This window comes from Niallia sp. FSL W8-0951 (assembly GCF_038006525.1).
Classification (GTDB): Bacteria; Bacillota; Bacilli; order Bacillales; family Cytobacillaceae; genus Niallia; species Niallia circulans.
The window spans coordinates 2,745,240-2,766,039 of record NZ_JBBOVK010000001.1 but is presented as its reverse complement, the minus strand read 5'-3'; the positions used below and the strand labels follow the sequence as shown (position 1 = coordinate 2,766,039).

General features: G+C 34.5%; 20 protein-coding genes. 14 read left to right on the top strand and 6 right to left on the bottom strand.

Annotated elements, in window-relative coordinates; genetic code table 11:
• Nucleotides 1-24: 24 nt before the first annotated feature.
• Nucleotides 25-1,689, top strand: a complete 1,665-nt coding sequence (locus NSS71_RS13850; RefSeq protein WP_144546558.1) for an alpha,alpha-phosphotrehalase — start codon at nt 25-27, stop codon at nt 1,687-1,689.
• Nucleotides 1,690-1,913: 224 nt separating this feature from the next.
• The gene (locus NSS71_RS13845) at nt 1,914-2,186 is read left to right on the top strand and encodes a hypothetical protein (RefSeq protein WP_144546560.1); all 273 of its coding nucleotides are present in this window, start codon (nt 1,914-1,916) and stop codon (nt 2,184-2,186) included.
• Nucleotides 2,187-2,193: 7 nt separating this feature from the next.
• On the opposite strand, the gene NSS71_RS13840 is transcribed toward NSS71_RS13845, so the two are convergent.
• The gene (locus NSS71_RS13840) at nt 2,194-2,592 is read right to left on the bottom strand and encodes a hotdog fold thioesterase (RefSeq protein ID WP_082138328.1); all 399 of its coding nucleotides are present in this window, start codon (nt 2,590-2,592) and stop codon (nt 2,194-2,196) included.
• Nucleotides 2,593-2,769: 177 nt separating this feature from the next.
• On the opposite strand from NSS71_RS13840, the gene NSS71_RS13835 reads away from it, so the two are divergent.
• The 3 genes from NSS71_RS13835 (at nt 2,770) to NSS71_RS13825 (ending at nt 7,647) form a co-directional block, all read left to right on the top strand.
• A complete protein-coding gene (locus NSS71_RS13835; protein ID WP_082138327.1) occupies nt 2,770-3,219 on the top strand; it encodes a MarR family winged helix-turn-helix transcriptional regulator in 450 nt (149 codons plus the stop codon).
• Nucleotides 3,220-3,245: 26 nt separating this feature from the next.
• On the top strand, nt 3,246-6,371 hold the full coding sequence (locus NSS71_RS13830) for an MMPL family transporter (protein WP_061799099.1): 3,126 nt from the start codon (nt 3,246-3,248) through the stop codon (nt 6,369-6,371).
• 247 nt (nt 6,372-6,618) lie between these two features.
• The gene (locus tag NSS71_RS13825; protein WP_061799097.1) at nt 6,619-7,647 is read left to right on the top strand and encodes an AI-2E family transporter; all 1,029 of its coding nucleotides are present in this window, start codon (nt 6,619-6,621) and stop codon (nt 7,645-7,647) included.
• Between the two features lie 56 nt (nt 7,648-7,703).
• On the opposite strand, the gene NSS71_RS13820 is transcribed toward NSS71_RS13825, so the two are convergent.
• Nucleotides 7,704-8,543: an undecaprenyl-diphosphate phosphatase gene (locus tag NSS71_RS13820; protein WP_047942294.1), complete on the bottom strand. Its 840-nt coding sequence runs from the start codon at nt 8,541-8,543 to the stop codon at nt 7,704-7,706.
• 266 nt (nt 8,544-8,809) lie between these two features.
• Here NSS71_RS13820 and NSS71_RS13815 point away from each other — a divergent pair, with 266 nt between their 5' ends.
• The 5 genes from NSS71_RS13815 (at nt 8,810) to NSS71_RS13795 (ending at nt 13,138) form a co-directional block, all read left to right on the top strand.
• The gene (locus tag NSS71_RS13815) at nt 8,810-9,775 is read left to right on the top strand and encodes a carbohydrate kinase family protein (protein WP_061799095.1); all 966 of its coding nucleotides are present in this window, start codon (nt 8,810-8,812) and stop codon (nt 9,773-9,775) included.
• 310 nt (nt 9,776-10,085) lie between these two features.
• A complete protein-coding gene (locus tag NSS71_RS13810; protein ID WP_082810053.1) occupies nt 10,086-10,631 on the top strand; it encodes a hypothetical protein in 546 nt (181 codons plus the stop codon).
• 205 nt (nt 10,632-10,836) lie between these two features.
• Entirely contained in the window at nt 10,837-11,658 is an 822-nt protein-coding gene (locus tag NSS71_RS13805) for an amino acid ABC transporter substrate-binding protein (RefSeq protein ID WP_061799091.1), read from the top strand.
• A complete protein-coding gene (locus tag NSS71_RS13800; RefSeq protein ID WP_047942288.1) occupies nt 11,645-12,346 on the top strand; it encodes an amino acid ABC transporter permease in 702 nt (233 codons plus the stop codon). Before NSS71_RS13805 ends, NSS71_RS13800 begins: the two co-directional genes overlap by 14 nt.
• Before the next feature lie 57 nt (nt 12,347-12,403).
• Nucleotides 12,404-13,138, top strand: a complete 735-nt coding sequence (locus NSS71_RS13795; protein ID WP_341151761.1) for an amino acid ABC transporter ATP-binding protein — start codon at nt 12,404-12,406, stop codon at nt 13,136-13,138.
• Nucleotides 13,139-13,284: 146 nt separating this feature from the next.
• Here NSS71_RS13795 and NSS71_RS13790 read toward each other — a convergent pair whose 3' ends face one another.
• Nucleotides 13,285-13,476 (bottom strand): hypothetical protein, encoded by a 192-nt coding sequence (locus NSS71_RS13790; protein ID WP_141231662.1) that lies wholly within the window; start codon nt 13,474-13,476, stop codon nt 13,285-13,287.
• Nucleotides 13,477-13,929: 453 nt separating this feature from the next.
• On the opposite strand from NSS71_RS13790, the gene NSS71_RS13785 reads away from it, so the two are divergent.
• From NSS71_RS13785 to NSS71_RS13775, 3 genes are all read left to right on the top strand, one after another.
• The gene (locus NSS71_RS13785; RefSeq protein WP_053215673.1) at nt 13,930-15,216 is read left to right on the top strand and encodes a methyl-accepting chemotaxis protein; all 1,287 of its coding nucleotides are present in this window, start codon (nt 13,930-13,932) and stop codon (nt 15,214-15,216) included.
• A gap of 347 nt (nt 15,217-15,563) precedes the next feature.
• A complete protein-coding gene (rodA, locus tag NSS71_RS13780; RefSeq protein WP_047942284.1) occupies nt 15,564-16,709 on the top strand; it encodes a rod shape-determining protein RodA in 1,146 nt (381 codons plus the stop codon).
• Nucleotides 16,710-16,918: 209 nt separating this feature from the next.
• The gene (locus NSS71_RS13775; RefSeq protein ID WP_047942283.1) at nt 16,919-17,167 is read left to right on the top strand and encodes a DUF2573 family protein; all 249 of its coding nucleotides are present in this window, start codon (nt 16,919-16,921) and stop codon (nt 17,165-17,167) included.
• 84 nt (nt 17,168-17,251) lie between these two features.
• Here the strand turns inward: NSS71_RS13775 and NSS71_RS13770 are convergent, their stop codons facing one another.
• From NSS71_RS13770 to NSS71_RS13760, 3 genes are all read right to left on the bottom strand, one after another.
• Nucleotides 17,252-17,590 carry a spore coat protein gene (locus tag NSS71_RS13770; protein ID WP_047942282.1) on the bottom strand — a complete coding sequence of 113 codons (339 nt, stop codon included), beginning with the start codon at nt 17,588-17,590 and terminating at the stop codon, nt 17,252-17,254.
• Nucleotides 17,591-17,768: 178 nt separating this feature from the next.
• Nucleotides 17,769-18,041: a hypothetical protein gene (locus tag NSS71_RS13765; protein ID WP_047942281.1), complete on the bottom strand. Its 273-nt coding sequence runs from the start codon at nt 18,039-18,041 to the stop codon at nt 17,769-17,771.
• Between the two features lie 21 nt (nt 18,042-18,062).
• Nucleotides 18,063-18,197, bottom strand: coding sequence for a YuzL family protein (locus NSS71_RS13760; RefSeq protein ID WP_082138326.1), 135 nt, complete (start codon nt 18,195-18,197; stop codon nt 18,063-18,065).
• A 203-nt stretch (nt 18,198-18,400) separates the two neighbouring features.
• Between NSS71_RS13760 and NSS71_RS13755 the strand changes: the two genes are divergently transcribed.
• Nucleotides 18,401-20,773, top strand: coding sequence for a 3-hydroxyacyl-CoA dehydrogenase NAD-binding domain-containing protein (locus NSS71_RS13755; protein ID WP_144546562.1), 2,373 nt, complete (start codon nt 18,401-18,403; stop codon nt 20,771-20,773).
• Nucleotides 20,774-20,800 lie beyond the last annotated feature (27 nt).

Genomic DNA, 20,800 nt, shown 5'->3' with positions numbered 1-20,800 from the left:
AGATGTAGAAAGGGAGAAATTAGAGTGACTCAAAAGTGGTGGAAAGAGGCAGTAGCCTATCAGATTTATCCTAGAAGTTTCATGGATTCAAATGGAGATGGAATAGGGGATTTAAAAGGAATTATAACTAAATTAGATTATTTAAAAGAACTTGGGATTGATTGTATTTGGATTTGTCCAATGTATAAATCGCCAAATGATGATAATGGCTATGATATTAGTGATTATCAAGATATTATGGATGAGTTTGGAACAATGGATGATTTTGACTTGCTTCTATATGAAGTACATCAACGTGGAATGAAGTTAATTATTGATTTAGTAATTAATCATACAAGTGATGAGCATGAATGGTTTGTAGAATCTCGGTCTTCCTTAAATAATCCGAAAAGAGACTGGTATATTTGGAGAGATGGAGTAGATGGGAAAGAGCCGAATAACTGGGAAAGTATATTTGGAGGCTCTGCTTGGAAACTGGATGAGACAACTGGACAATATTTTATGCATATTTTTTCAACAAGACAGCCAGATTTAAATTGGGAAAATGAAGAAGTAAGAAAAGCTCTATACAATATGATTAATTGGTGGCTTGACAAAGGTATTGACGGTTTCCGAATTGACGCCATCAGTCATATTAAAAAAGAAGAAGGATTAAAAGATATGGATAATCCACTAGGCTTAGACTATGTCCCATCTTTTGATAAGCATATGAATGTAGAAGGAATTCAACCATTTTTAGAAGAGTTAAAGAATGAGACATTTGCAAAATATGATATTATGACAGTCGGAGAAGCCAATGGTGTAAAGGTAGAAGAAGCAGAGCTATGGGTTGGAGAAACAAAGGGAAAATTTAATATGGTTTTCCAATTTGAACATTTAGATTTATGGGATAACGAAAAAAATTATGGCGTCGATGTTATGGAATTGAAACAGGTTTTAAATAAATGGCAAAAAGGTTTAGAAAACAAGGGATGGAATGCTTTGTTTATTGAAAACCATGACAAAGCAAGATCTGTTTCCACATGGGGTAATGATAAGGAATATTGGAAAGAAAGTGCCAAGGCTTTAGGGATGATGTATTTCTTTATGCAAGGAACTCCATTCATTTATCAAGGTCAAGAAATAGGAATGACGAATGTTCAATTTCCAACGATTGAGGAATATGATGACGTGGCAACGAAAAACCTTTATAAATTGAAACGGGAAGAAGGATTTAGCCATAAGGAAGTGATGGAGATTATTTGGTCTACTAGCCGTGATAATTCCAGAACCCCAATGCAATGGTCTAGTGATGAATATGCTGGTTTTTCTGAACACACGCCTTGGATGGGAATGAATCCAAACTATTTAGATATCAATGTGGAAAGTCAAAAGCAAGATCCAGATTCTATCTATCATTTTTATAAGAAGATGATAGATTTGAAAAAATCTGGTCCTATTTTAACATATGGAACCTTTGATTTAGTGGATGAAGAGAATAAACAGGTTTTTGCCTACACTCGGACCCTGGAGGATAAAAAGATGGTGATCATTTCTAATTTATCAGCAGAAGAGGCAGTGTTTGAAAATCGTGTCGTCGAATTGGAGCATGAAAATTTACTGTTAGCAAATTACTCAGTTGAAGAACATGAGCCAACAACTTCCATTTCATTGAAACCATATGAAGCAAGAATGTATACTTGTAAATAAGAGATAGTTAAGAGAAAAGTGCATTCAAAAATCAGCAAATTGATTTTTGAAATGCACTTTTTGTATTGATTTGAAAAAATAAGTGCTGGATAGGGAACAAAGATCGAAGAAATTACCTAAAAGGAGGAGGAAATCAGCCAAAGAACAGAAATATCAGCCAAAAGGAGGAGGGAATCAGCCGAAGTGCCGAAATATCAGCCAAAAGGAGGGAGAAATCAGCCAAAGTGCAAAAATATCAGCCAAAAGGAGAGGGGAATCAGCCAAAGAACAGAAATATCAGCCAAAAGGAGAGGGGAATCAGCCAAAGTGCTGAAATATCAGCCAAAAGAAGGGAGGAATCAGCCAAAGTGCAAAAATATCAGCCAAAAGGAGGGAGAAATCAGCCAAAGTGCCGAAATATCAGCCAAAAGGAGGGAGGAATCAGCCAACCTCCCAATATATCAGCCAACCGACCACAAATATCAACTAAAATTAAATTTCTCCTCCAAATTCCTTAAAGAAAAACTATCTCTCTAAAGAAATTACTGCCAGCGTACACCGTGAGATACATATTAATTCCTTTTTATCATTCTCTACTTTAATTTCGTAAACCATACTGGATTTTCCTTGATGAATAACTGTAGCAGTTGCGGTTACAATTCCTTCTTTTACCGAACGAATGTGGTTTGCGTTTATTTCTTGGCCAAACACCGCTTGTTTTTTGGCATCAATTAGACTAGCTGCTCCAACGCTTGCAGCAGTTTCCGCTAAAGCTACGGAAGCCCCGCCGTGTAGATAGCCGAAAGGTTGTTTTGTTCGTTCATCTACTGGCATTGTCGCAATGCATACCCCATTTTTAACTTCAACAATATTGATTCCTAGACTTTCCATAAGTGTATTTTTTATTGAGATATTTGGAAACATATTCTTATTCTCCATTAATTTTTTTCTTATTATAGCATAATCAATTAAAGGAGGAATTATTGCAATCCTAGTGCTGTTGATATCTCCCTTTTTGGCATGAAAATTTTGTGTTGACATAAAAATAAAAATAAAGTTAAAATATTTAATAGTTAAACCCTTTAACTAAATAGATGTGGGGTGAATGTTATTAATCGAACAGAGATAAATCAGATTATTGATCGATATGTAAGTATAAATTTTTCTGTTAATCGTAAATTTGATCAGTTAATTAGACAGGAAATAGGAGATGTTCTAACAACAGAACAGCATTTTACGATGCGCCATATCAACAATGTCGAAGTATGTACATCTACAGAGCTTGCGATTGTGTTTGGGGTGAAAAAAAGTGCCATTACTCCTATCATCAACCGCTTAGTTGAAAAGGGATGGGTTGAGAGAACAAGAGATGAAAAGGATAGGCGTGTTATTTATTTAACTTTAACTTCAGCAGGAAAAGTAATATTTGGCGAGATGGAGAAAAAAATTCAAAGTGTGATTGTGTCTGTTATTTCGCAATTTGATCATACTGAAATTCAAAACTTTATAGACACGTATGCCAAGTTAGATAGATTAATTGAAGAAAAATAGAGAATAGAAGCTGGAGGGGAATAAAGTTGAATGCTATTTTAAAGGGAAAATGGTTTATTCTTGGAGCATGGATTATCGCTATAGTCGGTTTATTTATAATAGCTCCAAATATGGGAGATTTAGTGAAGGAAAAAGGACAGATTACTATACCTGATGAATACTCTTCTTCTGAGGCTGGAAAAATTCTTGATGAAATTCAGAATCAGAAAAATGCAGGGGAACAGTCAACAGTGGCTTTAGTCTTTCATAATGATAAGAAGTTGACGGAAAAAGATATTGCGGAAGCGAAAAAAGCAGTGGATGCATTAGAAGCCAATAAGAAAAAGTTAGGAATTACAGATATACTTTCCTCGTTTGAAAAGGAGGAATTAAAGGACCAGTTGGTTTCAGATGATGGAAAAACCATCCTCACATCATTGACTATTAGTTGGAATGATAGAGAAGCGGAAGAGGTCAGCGACGCATTATATAAAACAATTGAAAAATATGATGTGGATCACTATTATACCAGCAACTGGATGATTGATCAGGATTTGGTAAATAGTTCTCAAGAGGGATTAAAGAAGACAGAAGGAATCACAGTTGTCTTCATTCTGGCTGTATTGTTAATTGTTTTTAGATCTGTAATTGCGCCATTTATTCCTTTAATTACAGTAGGACTTACATACTTAGCATCCCAATCTATTGTGTCTATTCTAGTAGATCAATTTAATTTCCCACTTTCCACGTATACACAAATTTTCTTGGTTGCTGTTCTCTTTGGAATAGGGACGGATTATTGTATTCTACTATTAAGTAGGTTTAAAGAGGAAATGATGCATCGGGAAAGTATTTGGGAATCGATAGTCGAAACGTACAAAAATGCGGGAAGAACAGTCTTTTTTAGCGGTATTGCGGTAATGATTGGGTTTGCTGCGATAGGATTTTCTAAATTTGTGCTTTATCAATCTGCTTCTGCCGTAGCAGTGGGGGTAGCTATTTTACTTATCGCCTTATTTACGGTTGTACCAATTTTTATGCTGTTATTAGGGAAGAAATTATTCTGGCCATCTAAAGGGTCGGCAGAGCATGGAGACAGCAAGATTTGGGAAGTGGCGGGTAATTTCTCTATAAAAAGACCGCTGCTATCCTTATTGGTTGTAGCATGTATTTGTGTTCCCTTCCTTGTTACCTATGATGGTGATATTTCTTTTAATTCTTTAGAAGAAATTGGGGATGATTATTCATCGATAAAAGCATTTAATGCAATTGCGGACAGCTTTGGACCAGGCGAGTCCATGACAACAACCGTAATTTTAAAAAATGATGACCAATTAGATACAATAGAGTATTTATCTTTAGCAGATACGATTACGAATGAATTAGCTAAAGTAGATTTGGTGGATAGAGTTCGGTCTGTAACGAGACCAATGGGAGACTCCATTGAAGATCTTTATATTTCTAATCAAGCGAAAACCTTAGAAGAAGGTTTGGGCCAAGGAAAAGAAGGAATTGATCAAATAAGTGAGGGGCTTCACAGTGCCGGAGATGAACTGCAAAAATCAGGACCACAGTTGAATGACGCAGCAGATGGGATTAATGGGCTCATTAAAGGAACAAATGATGTGAAATCTGGTTTGGGAGAAATTCAGTCTAACTTAGAAAAAATTGAACAAGGCATTCGCCAAGGTTCTGCTGGTTCTGATCAAATAAAGTCAGGATTACAACAGGCAAAAACAGGGGCAGAAGCACTGTTGAATGAGCATAATAAATTACAAACTGGATATAAAGAGGCAGAGAAAGGTCTATCTGCTATTCTCGGGGAATATCAAAAAATTAATTCAGGTTTAGAGCAATTGGCACAGGGGCTAAATAAAGTACCAAAAGAATCGTTTGGTTCTTTAGAAGGGACATATGCTGGATTAGCTGATAACCCAGCATATATAGGAATTAAAGCAGGATTTTTAGGAGCACAACAACAATTACCCGCAATTAATGCTGGTATCGATCAATTAAATACAGGGTTAGCTAAATTACAAACAGGAATGAGTAAAGCGAATGCAGGCTATGCAGAAATATTAAAAAATCAAGCAAATATTTCGGCTGGACTGCAGCAATTAATTGCTGGTATCGATCAACAGCAAAAAGGATTAGACCAATTAGCAGATGGCCAAGGGCAGATTGTGAACAATATGCCTAAATTAACGAATGGATTAAGTAGTATTAATGAGGGACAGAAGCAATTACTAGATGGGTTTAGTGATATAGGTGGTCAGCTTGGCCAATTAACGGACGGATTAACACAAAGTGCTGAAGGATTAGATCAAGTTTCTGAAGGTTTAGGTTCTGCTAAGGATTATTTATCTGGATTATCTAAAAACGAAACAAACAGTTTCTATATTCCAGATGAAGTATTAGCGAGTGATGAATTTAAAGGGGCATTAGATACGTACCTATCTCCAAATCGCAAAATCATGACATTTGACGTTGTATTCTCAGACAATCCATATTCAAATGAAGCAATTGATCAAATTGATAAGATAAAAGATAGAGTTGATCAAATAACAAAAGGAACCAAGCTTGAAAATGCGGAAATTGCTGTTTCCGGGATTACTAGTACCAATGCAGATCTTCGCACTATGTCCAATGCTGATTATACAAATACTGTTATTTGGATGATGATTGGGATTTCGATTGTTTTAATCTTTTTATTCCGGTCTATCATTATGCCGGCTTATATTATTGGATCGTTAATTTTAACATTCTATACAACGCTTGGAATAAATGAGGCAATCTACGTGAATCTGCTGGGCTATTCTGGGATCAGTTGGGCAGTACCATTCTTTGGATTTGTTATTTTAGTAGCTTTAGGTGTGGATTATAGTATTTTCCTTATGGATCGATTTAATGAATATAAGAATTTAACGATAAAAGATGCGATGTTAGAAGCGATGAAGAAGATGGGGACAGTCATCATTTCTGCAGCTATCATCTTAGGTGGAACATTTGCAGCGATGATGCCATCAGGAATGTTATCCCTATTACAGATAGCAAGCATTGTATTAGTTGGATTATTCCTATATGCATTTATCATTTTGCCATTGCTTATACCTGTTCTAGTAAAGAATTTTGGAGAAGCAAACTGGTGGCCATTTAAACGAATAAAGGATTAATAAGGAAGAGGAAGGCATTTAGGGTATATACACTTAAAGCCTTCCTTTTCATATAGGCAATGATTTTGTTGTAAGTGGATGAAGGAGAACGGATTAAATGAAATTTTTCTCTAGATAATGGAATTGAAATTAATCTGTGAAAAAAAACGTTTTTTCTTGTTATTTTTCATTTTTGGATTGATAATAAAGGATAAAGAAAAGATATTTTATAGTAGTTAGGTATTTTAAATCGTCAGGAGTCTTTTGCATGGAGATGTTGCTTCATTTTTTTCAAAAAAAAGCAGTAAAAAGATTTTTAATTTTGTTTTTAATTGGTTTAAGCCTTTATTTTGTACGTAGTATGATAAATCTCATTTTATTTACTTTTATATTTTCTTACCTAATGGATCGACTTGTTCAGTTTTTTACAAGCAAATTTGCGATAAAACGATCAATTGCGGTTATTTTGCTATATTTTACTGTATTATTTTTGCTCATATATGGGATTTCCACCTATTTACCTGTTGTCATCCAGCAAATCTCGATTTTGGTTATCCAAATCACAGACTTTTATATGCAGCCACATGACAATGCAGTCTTGAATTTTATAGTAAATACAATAAATAATCTTAATGTAACGACCTATTTACATCAGGGCTTTACCTTTATATTTAAGTATTTTACAAATATATGGGGAAATCTGCTTCAAGTGTTTATGGCGATAGTATTAAGCCTATTCTTTTTGTTAGAAAAAGACAGATTACGGTTGTTTGCTACTCGTTTTCATACTAGTAAAATAGCACCAATTTACTTTGAATGTAAATATTTCTGTAAAAAATTTGTAGCAACCTTTGGAAAAGTAATAGAAGCACAATTTATTATTGCCATTATTAATTGTGTGTTAACGACAACTTCCTTGTATTTCTTAGGCTTTCCTCAATTATTTGGATTAGGTATTATGATTTTCTTACTGGGTTTAATACCAGTTGCCGGGGTTATTATTTCCTTTATTCCATTATGTATTATCGGTTATACGGTCGGAGGAATAACACATGTCATTTCAATTGTTATCTTAATTGTTGTAATTCATGCGCTTGAAGCATATATATTAAATCCTAAACTAATGTCTTCTAAGACCGATTTACCAGTTTTTTTCACATTCATTGTTTTAATATTTTCCGAACACTTCTTTGGAGTATGGGGATTAATTGTAGGTATTCCGATTTTTATATTCTTGTTAGATATATTAGAAGTGAAGAGTGAAAAACAACGAAAAGAATCCATAAAAGAAAAATAGGTGGGTATAAAGAAAAAGTCATCTCCGGGGAGATGACTTTTTCTTTATAAATATTATTAAATAAACACAACAATGATAATGATAGCAAGCACAATACGATAGATCGCAAATGGTGTTAATTTAATTCGATCGATTAGCTTTAAAAAGAAGCGTATAGAAATTAATGCGAAAATAAATGCACTGATAAATCCAACGATAAAGAATGGGAGAGCAGCAGATGTAATGTATTCCCAATTATTTAGTAAAGAGATAAAGCTTGCACCAGCCATAATTGGTACTGCCATGATAAAGGTAAAGTCAGCTGCTACCCGGTGGCTTAGCCCCATAAGTACACCGCCAGATATCGTTGATCCAGATCTTGAAAAGCCTGGCCATAGGGCGATACATTGAAATAAACCAATGAAAAATGCTTGCTTATTTGTAATTTGATCCAAAGAAGTTGTGGTTGGTTTCTTCTTCTTTTGCGTAAAGTCTGCGATAATCATTAGGACTGCACCCACAATTAAAGCATATGCAACTGTTTCAAAATTAAATAGATGTTCATCTATGTAATCATCAAAAAGAAGTCCTAAAACACCAGCTGGAATTAACCCAATAAGAACTTGTACTAAGCTTAATTTATGTCCGACTACTTTTTCACCATTAATTGTTTTTTTCAAACCAAGAATATTTAAGAAACGATCTTTAAAGATAATTACTACTGCCAAAATCGACCCTAATTGAATAACAACTTTAAAGGTATTAGCTACTTCAGGTGAAAAAATCTCCCCTGACTTTAACCATAAATCATCGACTAGTATCATATGTCCAGTTGATGATACAGGTGCAAATTCCGTCAAACCTTCTACTATGCCCAAAATAAAGGCCACTATCAAATCCCATAACTTATCCAACATTTTTTCACTCCTATTTATCCATTCATTTCAAAATTATATTCTTACTCGAAAGCATACGCCTATCTATCATATCAAAAATTTAGCAAAAGCTGAATGCTATATTGAATATTAAATTAGACTTGGTTTCCTATTCCATTTTTCGATATAAAAACACATAAAGTATAACGCAGAAAGAAATACAGAAGTTTCACTAATTAATATTAGCGAAAGGAATAAAAGAAGATATACTAGAAAGATAGAAAAAGATAGAGAGGAAGAATCACGAAATGGAACGAAAAGGAATCCTGTCTCTTGGCGATGCGTTTATCGATTATGTTTCACGATCGAGTGATAATAATTGTTTTGAAAGAAGTTTAGGGGGAGCTTCTGTGAACGTTGCTGTACATATCAGTAGATTTACTATTCCTAGTTTTTATCTTACAAAACTAGGAAGCGGAGAAGATAGCCAATTTGTCGAAAAGGAAATGTTAAAAGAAAAAATAAATCTTGAAGACAGCGTTCGTACACCAACCAAGAAAATATCGAAAGTATATGTCCATTTAGATGCATCTGGAGAAAGATATTTTCATAAATATGAAAATGAAACGCCAAATGAAATTGTATTAGAATCAGATCTTAAGGAATCATCTTTTGAAAATAAATCGATCTTTTATTTTGGTTCTGGGACACTCTTTCATCCAAGTGCAAGAGCAGCGACAAAGAAGGCGATTGAAATCGCAAAGGAAAAAGGCTTATTCATTGCTTTTGATGCAAATATTCGGATTAAAAGATGGAAAAATGAAGAGGAATGTAGACAAGTGATGATGGAATTTTTGTCTTTTGTAGATATTCTAAAAATGTCAAAAGAAGAACTTCTCTTTCTATTAGAGGTTCAATCGGTAGAGAAGGGCTTAGCAAATTTGGAGAAGTTCCAAATACCTCTCAAGCTAATTACTTTGGGCGAAAAGGGGGCAATTGGACTATTATACGAAGAAAAAGTCCAAATGGCTGGAAAGGTGGTAAAGGCAATAGATACGAATGGTTCAGGCGATGCGTTTATGGCAACGATTCTTGCATGTATTTATAAAAAGGGATTTCCAGCTTGCAAAAAAGAGATGGAGTCTTATATGGATCAAGCTAATCGGTTGGGGGCAATAGTAGCTACAAAGGCTGGTTCCTTGCCGATTCTTCCAGATTATCAAATGATTATGGGAAGAGCTGAATCACCATTGCTCTGTGAAAACGAAGTATAGGAGATAGGATTGCATAGATATTGCGTTGAATTTGAAAACTGGAAAAAAAGCATGATTTTTTAAATAAAGCATACTTACTTATAGAGAATTATTATATTTCTAAGTAAGTATGCTTTTTATGTAACTTTTTTAAGTCTAAAGACGTAGATAAAAATAATACAAGAGTTTGTTTCCAGCCGGGGTTAAACTCTATATGATAACAAAGAGGAGTAGTAAAGATTATAACTTTTATTCGAAGGTGTTTACAAAAGAAGCCAGGATTAACAGCTTTTTCGATAAGTAAATATTAATGCGAAGGAGGGGTGTTTGTGTGACTGAAAGAAAGGTATATATTATTTTAACGGATACAGGCACTTTATTTACACGTTGTATTAAATTTTTTACAAGAAAGCCCCATAATCATGCATCTATTTCTTTTGATCCGCAATTAAATGAAGTTTATAGTTTTGGAAGAAGAAAGCCAAGCAATCCATTTATCGGTGGATTTGTGAAGGAAAATGTCCAGCATAGTTTTTTTCGAAACAGTAGGTGTATTATTTATTCCATTTCTGTTACGCAAACACAATATGAAAACATGAAGAAAAAAATTGAGCAGATGGAAAAAGAACAAAGAAATTATCGCTACAATTTACTTGGGCTTTTATTTATTTTACTAAAAATCCCATATAATCGTAAAAATGCTTATTTTTGTTCGCAATTTGTTGCATCGATTTTGCATGACAGTGGTGTCCTATTTTTTAATAAGCCCCCATGTTTAATGACCCCCTATGATTTATTAGATGAATATAAAATGCAAAAAGTCTATGAAGGGAAATTACATCTATACTCACTTGTTTTCAGAAAGCCGGCAGCCTAATGCATTTATTTATTTTTATATAATTGGAAAAAAGTGACCGTTTAAAAGGTCGCTTTTTTTTTGTATCAAATGGATATATTTCACATGGTTAATGTCAGAACTTTTGGTGAAAATAAAAAGGAGAAATCAATGCTTTGACAAATGGTAATCCCCTATACTATGATAGCTATTGCTGATAAGTCTTATCGGAATAAGGAGGAATAATATGAGAAAATTTAGTATATTATTAAGTTTGTTGGTAAGTATTACCATTGTGTTAGCTGCTTGTGGCAGCAATTCAGATAAGGGATCAAAAGATTCTGCAGATAAAAAAGCTGATAGCAACGCAGATTTATTGGCACAAATTAAAGATAAGGGCACATTAATAGTTGGTACGGAAGGTACATACCCTCCCTTTACTTTTCATGATAATTCTGGGAAGCTAACTGGATTTGATGTGGAAATTGCACAAGAAGTGGCAAAACGTTTAGGAGTGAAAGCAGAATTTAAGGAAACACAATGGGATGCCATGTTTGCAGGCCTTGATGCAAAGCGCTTTGATATGATTGCAAACCAAGTAGGGATTAATGATGAAAGAAAAGCGAAGTATGCATTTTCTGATCCTTACATTTCTTCTGCTGCTGTTCTTATCACGAGAGAAGATTCAGATGTGAAAAGTTTTAAAGATATGAAAGGATTAAAGTCAGCACAATCATTAACAAGTAATTATGCGGAAATTGCCAAAACGAATGGTGCAGAGCTAGTTGGAGTGGATGGATTTAATCAAGCGATTGAACTTCTTAACGCAAAACGAGTAGATGTTACCGTTAATGATAAATTATCTTTCTTAGATTTTAAAAAGCAAAAGCCAGATGTAAAAGTTAAAATTGTCGATACTGCTGATGATGTAGCGCATAGTGGTTTAATGTTTAGACAAGGAAATGATACATTAGTTAAAGCGGTAAATAAAGCACTTAAAGAAATGATTGATGATGGTACGTATAAATCAATATCAGAGAAATGGTTCGGAGAAGATGTACTTAAATAGCATTTTTACTGACGCAGAAGCATTCCAACGATATTATGATATAGCAGTTAGTTCCCTTCTTCCTTTGGTGAAGGGGGCTATTTTATATACGATACCACTATCCATTATATCCTTTATTATTGGGATAATTTTAGCTGTATTAACCGCTTTAGCTAGATTATCCAGTATAAAAATTTTTCGGGCGATTGCTGGAATCTATGTTTCCATCATTCGCGGAACACCATTACTCGTACAGCTTTTTATTATTTTTTACGGGTTACCCAATGTTGGTATTACGCTCGAACCTTTTATAGCAGCTATTATAGGTTTTTCATTAAGTGTTGGAGCGTATGGATCGGAAATAGTCAGAGGATCCATTTTAAGTATTCCTAATGGTCAATGGGAAGCTGGCTATTCCATTGGGATGAGCTATGTTCAAAATTTAAAAAGAATTATTTTGCCACAGGCTGCACGTGTTTCGATTCCGCCATTGTCTAATACATTTATCAGTTTAATTAAAGATTCGTCTCTAGCAGCCTTAATTCTAGTAACAGAAATGTTTCGAAAGGCACAGGAAATCGCAAGTACGAATTATGAGTTCTTATTGCTATATTCAGAGGTAGCCCTATTGTATTGGCTTATTTGTTTCCCTCTTTCTATTATCCAGCAAGGACTGGAAAATCGATTCGGCCGTCACTTAAGTAAATAAAAAAGCTTCTATTAGGCAGGAAGACTAAAATAATCGATAGAGGAAGGAGCGAACATCATGATTTCAATTAAAGGGTTGTCTAAGCATTTTGGCGATTTACAAGTATTAAAGGACATAAATTTAGAAGTGGACAAAGGGAAAGTCATTGTTGTTATTGGTCCTTCTGGATCAGGAAAAACGACGATGCTTCGATGTTTAAACATATTAGAAATACCAACTAGTGGTCATATTACAATAGAGAATAAGCAATTGGATTTCTCGACGAAAGTAACGAAAAAGGCTATAACAGATTTTCGAAAATTAACAGGAATGGTTTTTCAAAGCTATAATCTTTTTCCCCATAAAACTGCCATTGAGAATGTGATGGAAGGTCCCATCACGGTGAAAAAGCAATCAAAAGAAAAGGCAAGCATGAGAGCGGCTGATTTACTAAATAAAGTAGGACTGGGTGATAAAATCGATTTTTACCCATTCCAACTGTCAGGTGGGCAGCAGCAGCGAGTCGGCATTGCCAGAGCACTTGCGATGGAACCAGAAGTAATGTTATTCGATGAACCAACATCTGCGTTGGATCCAGAGCTTGTTGGAGAAGTTTTAAAAGTAATAAAGCAACTTGCGAATGAAGGCATGACGATGATTATTGTTACCCATGAAATGAAATTTGCGAAAGAAGTTGCGGACGAAGTAATTTTCATGGATGGTGGCTATATTGTAGAGAAAGGCAGCCCGCATGAAATCTTCTCTGACCCTAAAGAAGCAAGAACACGGCAATTTCTTCAATTAATTCAATAAAAAAAGAGCTGGTCAGGAATTTCTCAAAAGCGAGAATTAATCTGAAACAGCTCTAAACAAAAGGGGGAATTACACTTTGTAGTATCATTGTGGTCCCCTTTTTCTTTTTTTATACATAAAAGACTAATTTATTTTTTTTAATAGACTCAATGTTCGTCATGGATTTTCTTATGGATGACCTCTTCTTCTAATAAACTAATGAAAGCTACTAACACCCCTGAAATCAAGGAGGCAATAGTAAAAACGGTTAAACCAGTCAGTATATAAAAAAGAGTCGTCGCAAAGACAGTCAACAAACAGCAATAGATGATAGAGTTTACATATAAGGTGTTTTTCATTTAGAACCTTCTTTCCGCTAATCTTTATAATGTAGTATATGTCCGAATAATGAAATATACTACCGTTAAAAAGGCAAAAGGATGATTGCCCTTTTTTATTAATAAAGGGGATAAGCCCTCACTGATTTTATAAAAAAGCATATCTAATAAGTATAAAGAATAGCTTGTATCACCTTCTTAGAAGCTGAATACACAGCATATTCTTTATACCGTAACCCCATAACCTCCTCTCACTTTGGGTATAGCCGTACGTTTGGCTATACCCCTTTTTTTTTGGAAAAGGATAAAAATTGCTTAAATACACTGTTTTTTGTAAAATAGGTATAAACAACTATTTAATTTATAACAATTTATTAATATTGGATATTAATAGGTCTTATTACATAATTGTTAAAGTTTTATCTTGGTATAAAAACAGCTATATATAACTATAGGGTTAGAAGGAGAATATATATGAAGAAACGAAGTATTTTTCGCAGTTTACGAACAAAAATGATTGTCATTATCTTTTTTGCTACATTATTTAGCACCATGATATCCTTTAAGCTAAATGAGATGATTCTAGAAGCCGGCTTCTTCCCACAAGAATTCAGTATTTTTGTTAATACTGTCATTAATTTAATTTTTGTAACTGTTATTGTCGCATTATTTACACGGAGAATCATTATTTCTCCTCTGAAAAAATTATTGCATTCAACAAAGAAAATTACAGAAGGCGAATTAGATATTGAAATTCATAAAGCTTCTAATGATGAAATTGGCCAACTAACAGATGCGTTTATTTTGATGAAAGAATTTATTCGCAACTTAGTACAAAAAGTGAATGAAACATCTGAACAAATAAATGCTTCTGCCGAAAAGCTGACTGCTAATACAGTGGAAACAAACCATGTATCAGAGCAGATTTCAGCTGCCATTCAAAGTGTTGCTGCTGGTTCTGAAGAGCAGACAAAAGGAATGGATTTCATTGTTGATTCGGTTGCTGTTGTGAATAATGAAATTAAAGATATTGCGAAGAATACAGAAGAAATGGTGAAAAGCACTCATAATACTGTATTGAAAGCTAAAGAAGGACAAGCAGTTGTTGATAATACTGTAACGCAAATGAGTTTGATTCAAAATTCAGTGCAAGAATCGAATGACTCTATTGTATTATTACAAGAGCGTTCCCAGGAGATTGGTCAATTTTTAAATGTTATAACAGAAATTGCTGATCAGACAAATTTATTGGCATTAAATGCAGCCATCGAAGCTGCTAGGGCTGGCGAAGCAGGCAAAGGGTTTGCAGTAGTAGCAGAGGAAGTAAGGAAATTGGCAGAACAGTCCAATCAGTCCGCTGAGCAAATCGCTGTTCTGGTAAATGAAATTCAAAAAGATACTCTATCTTCTGTTAAAACAATGAAACGAGTGACAGAGGAAGTAAAAGACGGCATTGATATTACCAATGATACAAAAGAAAAGTTTACGATAATTTCGGAATCGATGTTATCCATGAGTCAGCAAATGGAAAGTATTTTAGAGGCTGCTCATAAAATTTCTACGAATATAGTAGAGGTTGCAGGTTCGGTAGATCAAGTTACTGGCATTGCCAAGGAAAACAGTCAAAATTCCATGAACGTGTCAGAAGCCTCTCAGGAACAACTGGCGGCAATGGAAGAAATCACTTCCTCCACTAAATCATTAGCTAAAATTGCAGACGATTTAGTGGAGTTAACAAAAACCATACATGTAGAAGGCTAAATAAGAGAGTGGTCAAAGTAGCAGTTAACATCCCAGAATATTTTTCTGGGTGTGGAGCTAATTTGATCATTCTCTTTTTTTGGGGGAAAATAAAAGGAGTAAGTTATATGACATTTTAAACAGTTTTTTATTAATTTGGTTAAAGTTAGAAATGAAAATAAATAATTTTATAAAAATGATTGTCGAAAGTTGTTATTTCATGCAAATACAAATATAATGGAGAATTGTAAATGTGTGTGAATGACTCTATTTATTTAGGGGTAAATATAAATGGTGAAAAATGATTATTTCTGAATGGAAGAATGATAAGCTGTTAAAAGTTTTACTGAACAAGGAGCAATGACAATATGTCCCCAAAAAATTCATCGAAAATAGATTATACACTTGTTCTAATATTAATGCTTCTATGTTTAACTAGCCTTATTGCTATATATGGAGCAAACTCATCCTATGTGTTAAAGCAAGTTATGTATTATGTAGTTGGTATAGGTATTATTATTGGCGTAATTCGTTTAGATTCGGATCAGTTGAAGAAACTGACCTGGTATCTGTATGCTTTTGGTCTATTCTTATTGGTAGTGCTTATATTCGCCCCATCCAGTATTGCCCGAGAAATTAATGGTGCCAAAAGTTGGTTCACTTTACCTGGTTTTTCTCTGCAGCCTTCTGAGTTTGTAAAGGTATTTTTAGTACTGGCACTATCAAGAATCATTGTAGATCATCAGGAAAAGTATATAGTAAAGACGATACAAAGTGACTTTTTTCTCTTATTTAAAATTGGAGCTGTAACGGTACCTCCACTTCTTCTTGTCATGAAGCAGCCAGATTTGGGAACCTCCTTAGTTTTTCTTGCTATTATGCTGGGGATGATTTTTATATCCGGTATTTCCTGGAAGATTTTAACGCCGATTTTTTCTAGTTTTGCTGTGATTGCAACAGCTGTCCTCTACCTTGTTATTTGGCATCCAGATTGGATTACCATGTATTTTGGAGTGAAGGAATATCAGATGGGAAGAATTTATTCCTGGTTAGATCCCTATACATACCAAAGTACAACGGGATATCACTTAACGCAGTCTTTGCTTGCAATTGGTTCTGGCCAGACAACGGGAAAGGGTGTTGGCACAAGTGAAGTAGTGCTTCCGGAGAATCACACTGATTTTATTTTTAGTGTAGTCGGCGAAGAATTTGGCTTCATTGGAGCTAGTATTATTATTAGTTTATTTTTCTTGCTTATTTATCACATAACAAAAGTTGCCTTAGAAACAAAAAATACTTTTTATACTTGTATGAGCGTAGGGATTATTAGTATGCTTTGTTTTCATGTTTTCCAAAATATTGGGATGACGGTAGGAATTCTTCCTATTACAGGGATACCACTCCCTTTTATTAGCTATGGAGGTAGTTCCTTGATGGGAAATATGCTTTCGATGGGATTGATTTTTTCCATTCGATATCATTATAAAAAATATATGTTTTCTAGTGATGAATAACGGTTTTTTATTTAATGACAAAAAGAGGCTGACAGGGAAGCAGCCTCTTTTTGTGTATTCTTTCTCGATTCTTTAAATGAGGGGGAAAGAAAAGGAAAGAATATCAATTATGGGAAGTTAATGATATTGATAATCATTATCATTAGGTGTACTCTTATAATAGAGCAACTCAATCACGTTGTCAATGAAAATCGAAGGGGGAATAGAAATTGGACGAGAAATTTCAAGAGGAGTTTGACGCCTTATTGAGTAATTATACGGAATTACTTCTTGGAGAAGAGAATGAGGAATTAAAGGAAAAAGTGCAAATATGGATGCTCTATACCTATATGTCCAAAAATATGCCAGGTTTAGTAAAACATTGGAATGCTAAATTCCCTGATGGGAAACAAACAATAGTTCAAATTATATCGGAAATAAAAAAAATGAATGAGATAAGAAAACAAAATCAAAAATAAAACATATGCTATAAAGAAAGCTGGACAAAGCGTAAAAAAACACCACCCATAACAATGTGTTTGGGTGGATAAAAAATGAGAGTTTTACTGAATAGTGGTGTTTCCATATGGAAATTGGTTACTGTATCCTTTGAATTGCTGATAAGATTGCTGGATTTTTTGTTGCTCAGCAGCTTCAAGCTTATACCATCCTTTTTGAAACATTAAATCATACAATTCTCTTTGCATATTTTGTGTTTCGGTAAAAATGGATAATAAATCTTGATAGAGTGTTTCATTACTAGCTTCGTTTAAAGCTGTTGAATAAGCATCAGTCATGTATTTTTCTGTTGAAAGCATGTCGTTAGTAAAATCGCGATCATTCATTTGCGGTGTTTTGGGAACCTGTGACTCAGGGTTTTGAATTGGCTTTTGTTGATCCATTTTCTTTGTCCTCCCTCATAAAATCATTGTTTTAGTAAGATGATTGCTTATTCAAAGTCCTTTACGAAGAAAAGGTGCTCATTCTACAAAAGGCATAGTCAACTAAAAAAGGTTTGGCAATCTCTTTAGCAGAATGAGCAAAATTGAATAAACAATCACTAATTTTTTTCGTTACTATCTATTGCTGTTGCTGTACCATTGGCTGACTATTAGTATCTAAGTGACTAAGTATTCTTTCATAATGATGCTGATGCATTTGTCCACATTTCTCAAGCTGAGATTTAATTGCCGGATCTTGGGCATTTTGTGCAAAAAAATGCGCTTTTTTCATTGCTAGTAAATTCCAAGAAAGCATATCTGTTAAGTAAAGGGAATCTTTGACTGTTACCATAACAGGTGGTTTCATCATCATCCCGTTAGGTTGTGTCATATTAGTTGGTTGCTGCTGCATCAAAATCGACCTCCTGTTAAACTATTGCTTTTTATATTGATTATTTTGACTGTTAACTTTTCCGCCACCATCTGTTTCAACTGTTGGACCAGCGTTACCTTTTACACTTGCCGCACTAACTCCTGCTTTAGAAGGGTTCTTCTTAAGACGAGCCATTTATTTATACACCTCCCTTTACTATTTCTTTACTAGCATTTCCTATTTTTCTTATTTAATGAGTACACGGCATGGAGAAAAAACGAATAATTTGACACAATTATTGTTAAAAATCACGTCACTTGGACGTACAAAGAGTAATGGAGCCTTTTTAAAGCCATTTGAAAACCATCAAATTTTAATACATTTTTCAAGGAGGATGCATGGTGAAAGAGATAAAATCAGCTGCGGTTATTGGTTCTGGAGTTATGGGGGCAGCGATTGCAGCACAATTTCTTAATGCAGGAATTTCTACGGTTCTGCTGGATATCGTGCCAACTAAGTTATTAGCAGAAGAAATAGAAGCAGGACTTACATTAAAAGATAAGGTTGTGAGGAATCGATTTGGCAGGCTTGCTATTGAAAAAATGAAATCAGAATCCCCCAGCCCGCTTACATCTTTAAATAATTTAGCGCAACTAACAATTGGGAATCTAGAAGATGATTTTGCCTTATTAAAAGAATCAGATTGGATTGTGGAAGCAATTATTGAAGATATGCAAATAAAGAAGGAACTCTTTAAAAAGATAGATCAGTACCGTAAAAAAGGATCTATTATCAGCAGCAATACTTCTGGTATATCGATTAACCAGATGAAAGAAAATCTTTCTCCAGATTTTCAGGCCCATTTTTTAGGTACACACTTTTTTAACCCACCTCGTTATATTAAATTACTTGAAATTATTCCTACTAAAGTTACTGCCTCAAATGTTGTAAAAACAATCAGTCAATTTGCAGAAGAAGAATTAGGAAAGGTAGTAGTAAAAGCGAATGATACTCCTAACTTCATTGCAAATAGGATTGGTTCCTTTGCTTTTTTAAATATTGTAAAAGAAATGATAAAGGCAGACTTAACAATCGAAGAGGTTGATCAATTAACAGGTCCACTAATTGGTCGTCCAAAAAGTGCCACCTTTCATACGCTAGATATGGTTGGATTAGACACTTTTTATCAAGTTATTCATAATATGCAAGGAAAAATGAATGACACAGAAGAAATAGAGATGTACCAAATTCCTGTTTTATTAGAAGAAATGCTTAAGAAAAAAATGTTGGGCAGAAAGGTACAAAAGGGATTTTATCGAAAAACGGAAGAGGGGCTACAAGTTCTAGATTATCATACGTGGACGTATAAGAATTTGACTGGAATGAAAAAGAAAGCAGCGAAACAATCGCTTCCTCTATTTTTAGAACAAAAAAATCCAAAAGCACAATTTCTCTGGAAAGGAATTGCTCCATTTTTACTGTATTCAGCCAAAATGGTTGGGGAGATTTCCGATTCTATTTATGAGATAGATCAAGCTGTTCAGTCTGGATTTAATTGGAGAAATGGGCCGTTTCGTTTATGGGATGAACTATCACTAAAATCTACAGTAGAACGAATGGAAAAAGATTCAAGAGAGATTCCTGGATGGATTAAAGAAATGTTGGATCAAGGATTTGAATCCTTTTATAAAGAGATTAATGGAGTAGAACATTATTACCATCAAGGCAACTATCTGCCTATTCCAAAAAGTGAGGACCAAATATGCATACAAGAATGGAAGAAGCAAAGAGGCGTGCTTCTTTCCAATAATGGAGCAAGTTTAATGGATATCGGAGACGGAGTATTATTACTGGAATTACACAGCTCCAATATGAGCATTGGCATGGATATTCTTGCGATGATTGATAAGGCGATCGAAAAAGTAGAGTCAGAAGCATATAAAGGGCTGATTATAGGCAGTGAAAAAAAGAACTTTAGTCTAGGGGCTAATTTAGCTTTAATGCTATTAGAAGCCCAAAATGAGGATATTGTAGAGCTGCAGATAGCCGTCCGCCGTTTTCAGCAAGCCATGAAGCGCATAAAATATTGCCAGAAGCCAGTGGTAGCTGCCCCTTATCAAAAAACATTGGGAGGAGGAGCAGAAATTTGTCTGGCGGCAGGTAAGGTGCAAGCATCGTTAGAAACGTATCTGGGACTAGTAGAAACAGGGGTAGGGCTTATCCCTGGCGGAGGCGGAACAACAGCCTTATATTGCAATAAGTGGCAGGGAAATCAACAACTTTTACCAGAGGAAATGCTGAAGCTTACTGTAGAAGTATTTCAGACCATTTTGACTGCTAAGGTAGCTGCCTCTGCGGTTCAAGCGAAAGAACTAGGCTTCTTAACAGAGAGAGATGGGATAACTAATAATGATCGATTTTTATTAAGAGATGCAAAAAGAGCAGTTCTACAATTAGCGGATGAAAAGTTTCAAGCGGCTAAAAAAGAAAAGATTATGGTTACAGGTAAAAAGGGTTATGACTTCTTAATGAAAGAAGTTGATAAACTTAAAAAAATAGGTTTTATCTCAGAATATGATGCCGAGATTGCCAGCAATCTTGCTACGGTTCTTACAGGTGGCAGTGTAGAATTTGGTACATTAGTGGAAGAGGACTATTTATTAGATTTAGAGAGAGAAGCGTTTATCCAATTAATACAAGAGCAGGAGACACAAAAAAGAATGCTTTATCTATTGCAAACAGGAAAACCATTAACGACGAAAAAGATATAATATTTTGATCATAAACATTAAGTGCTG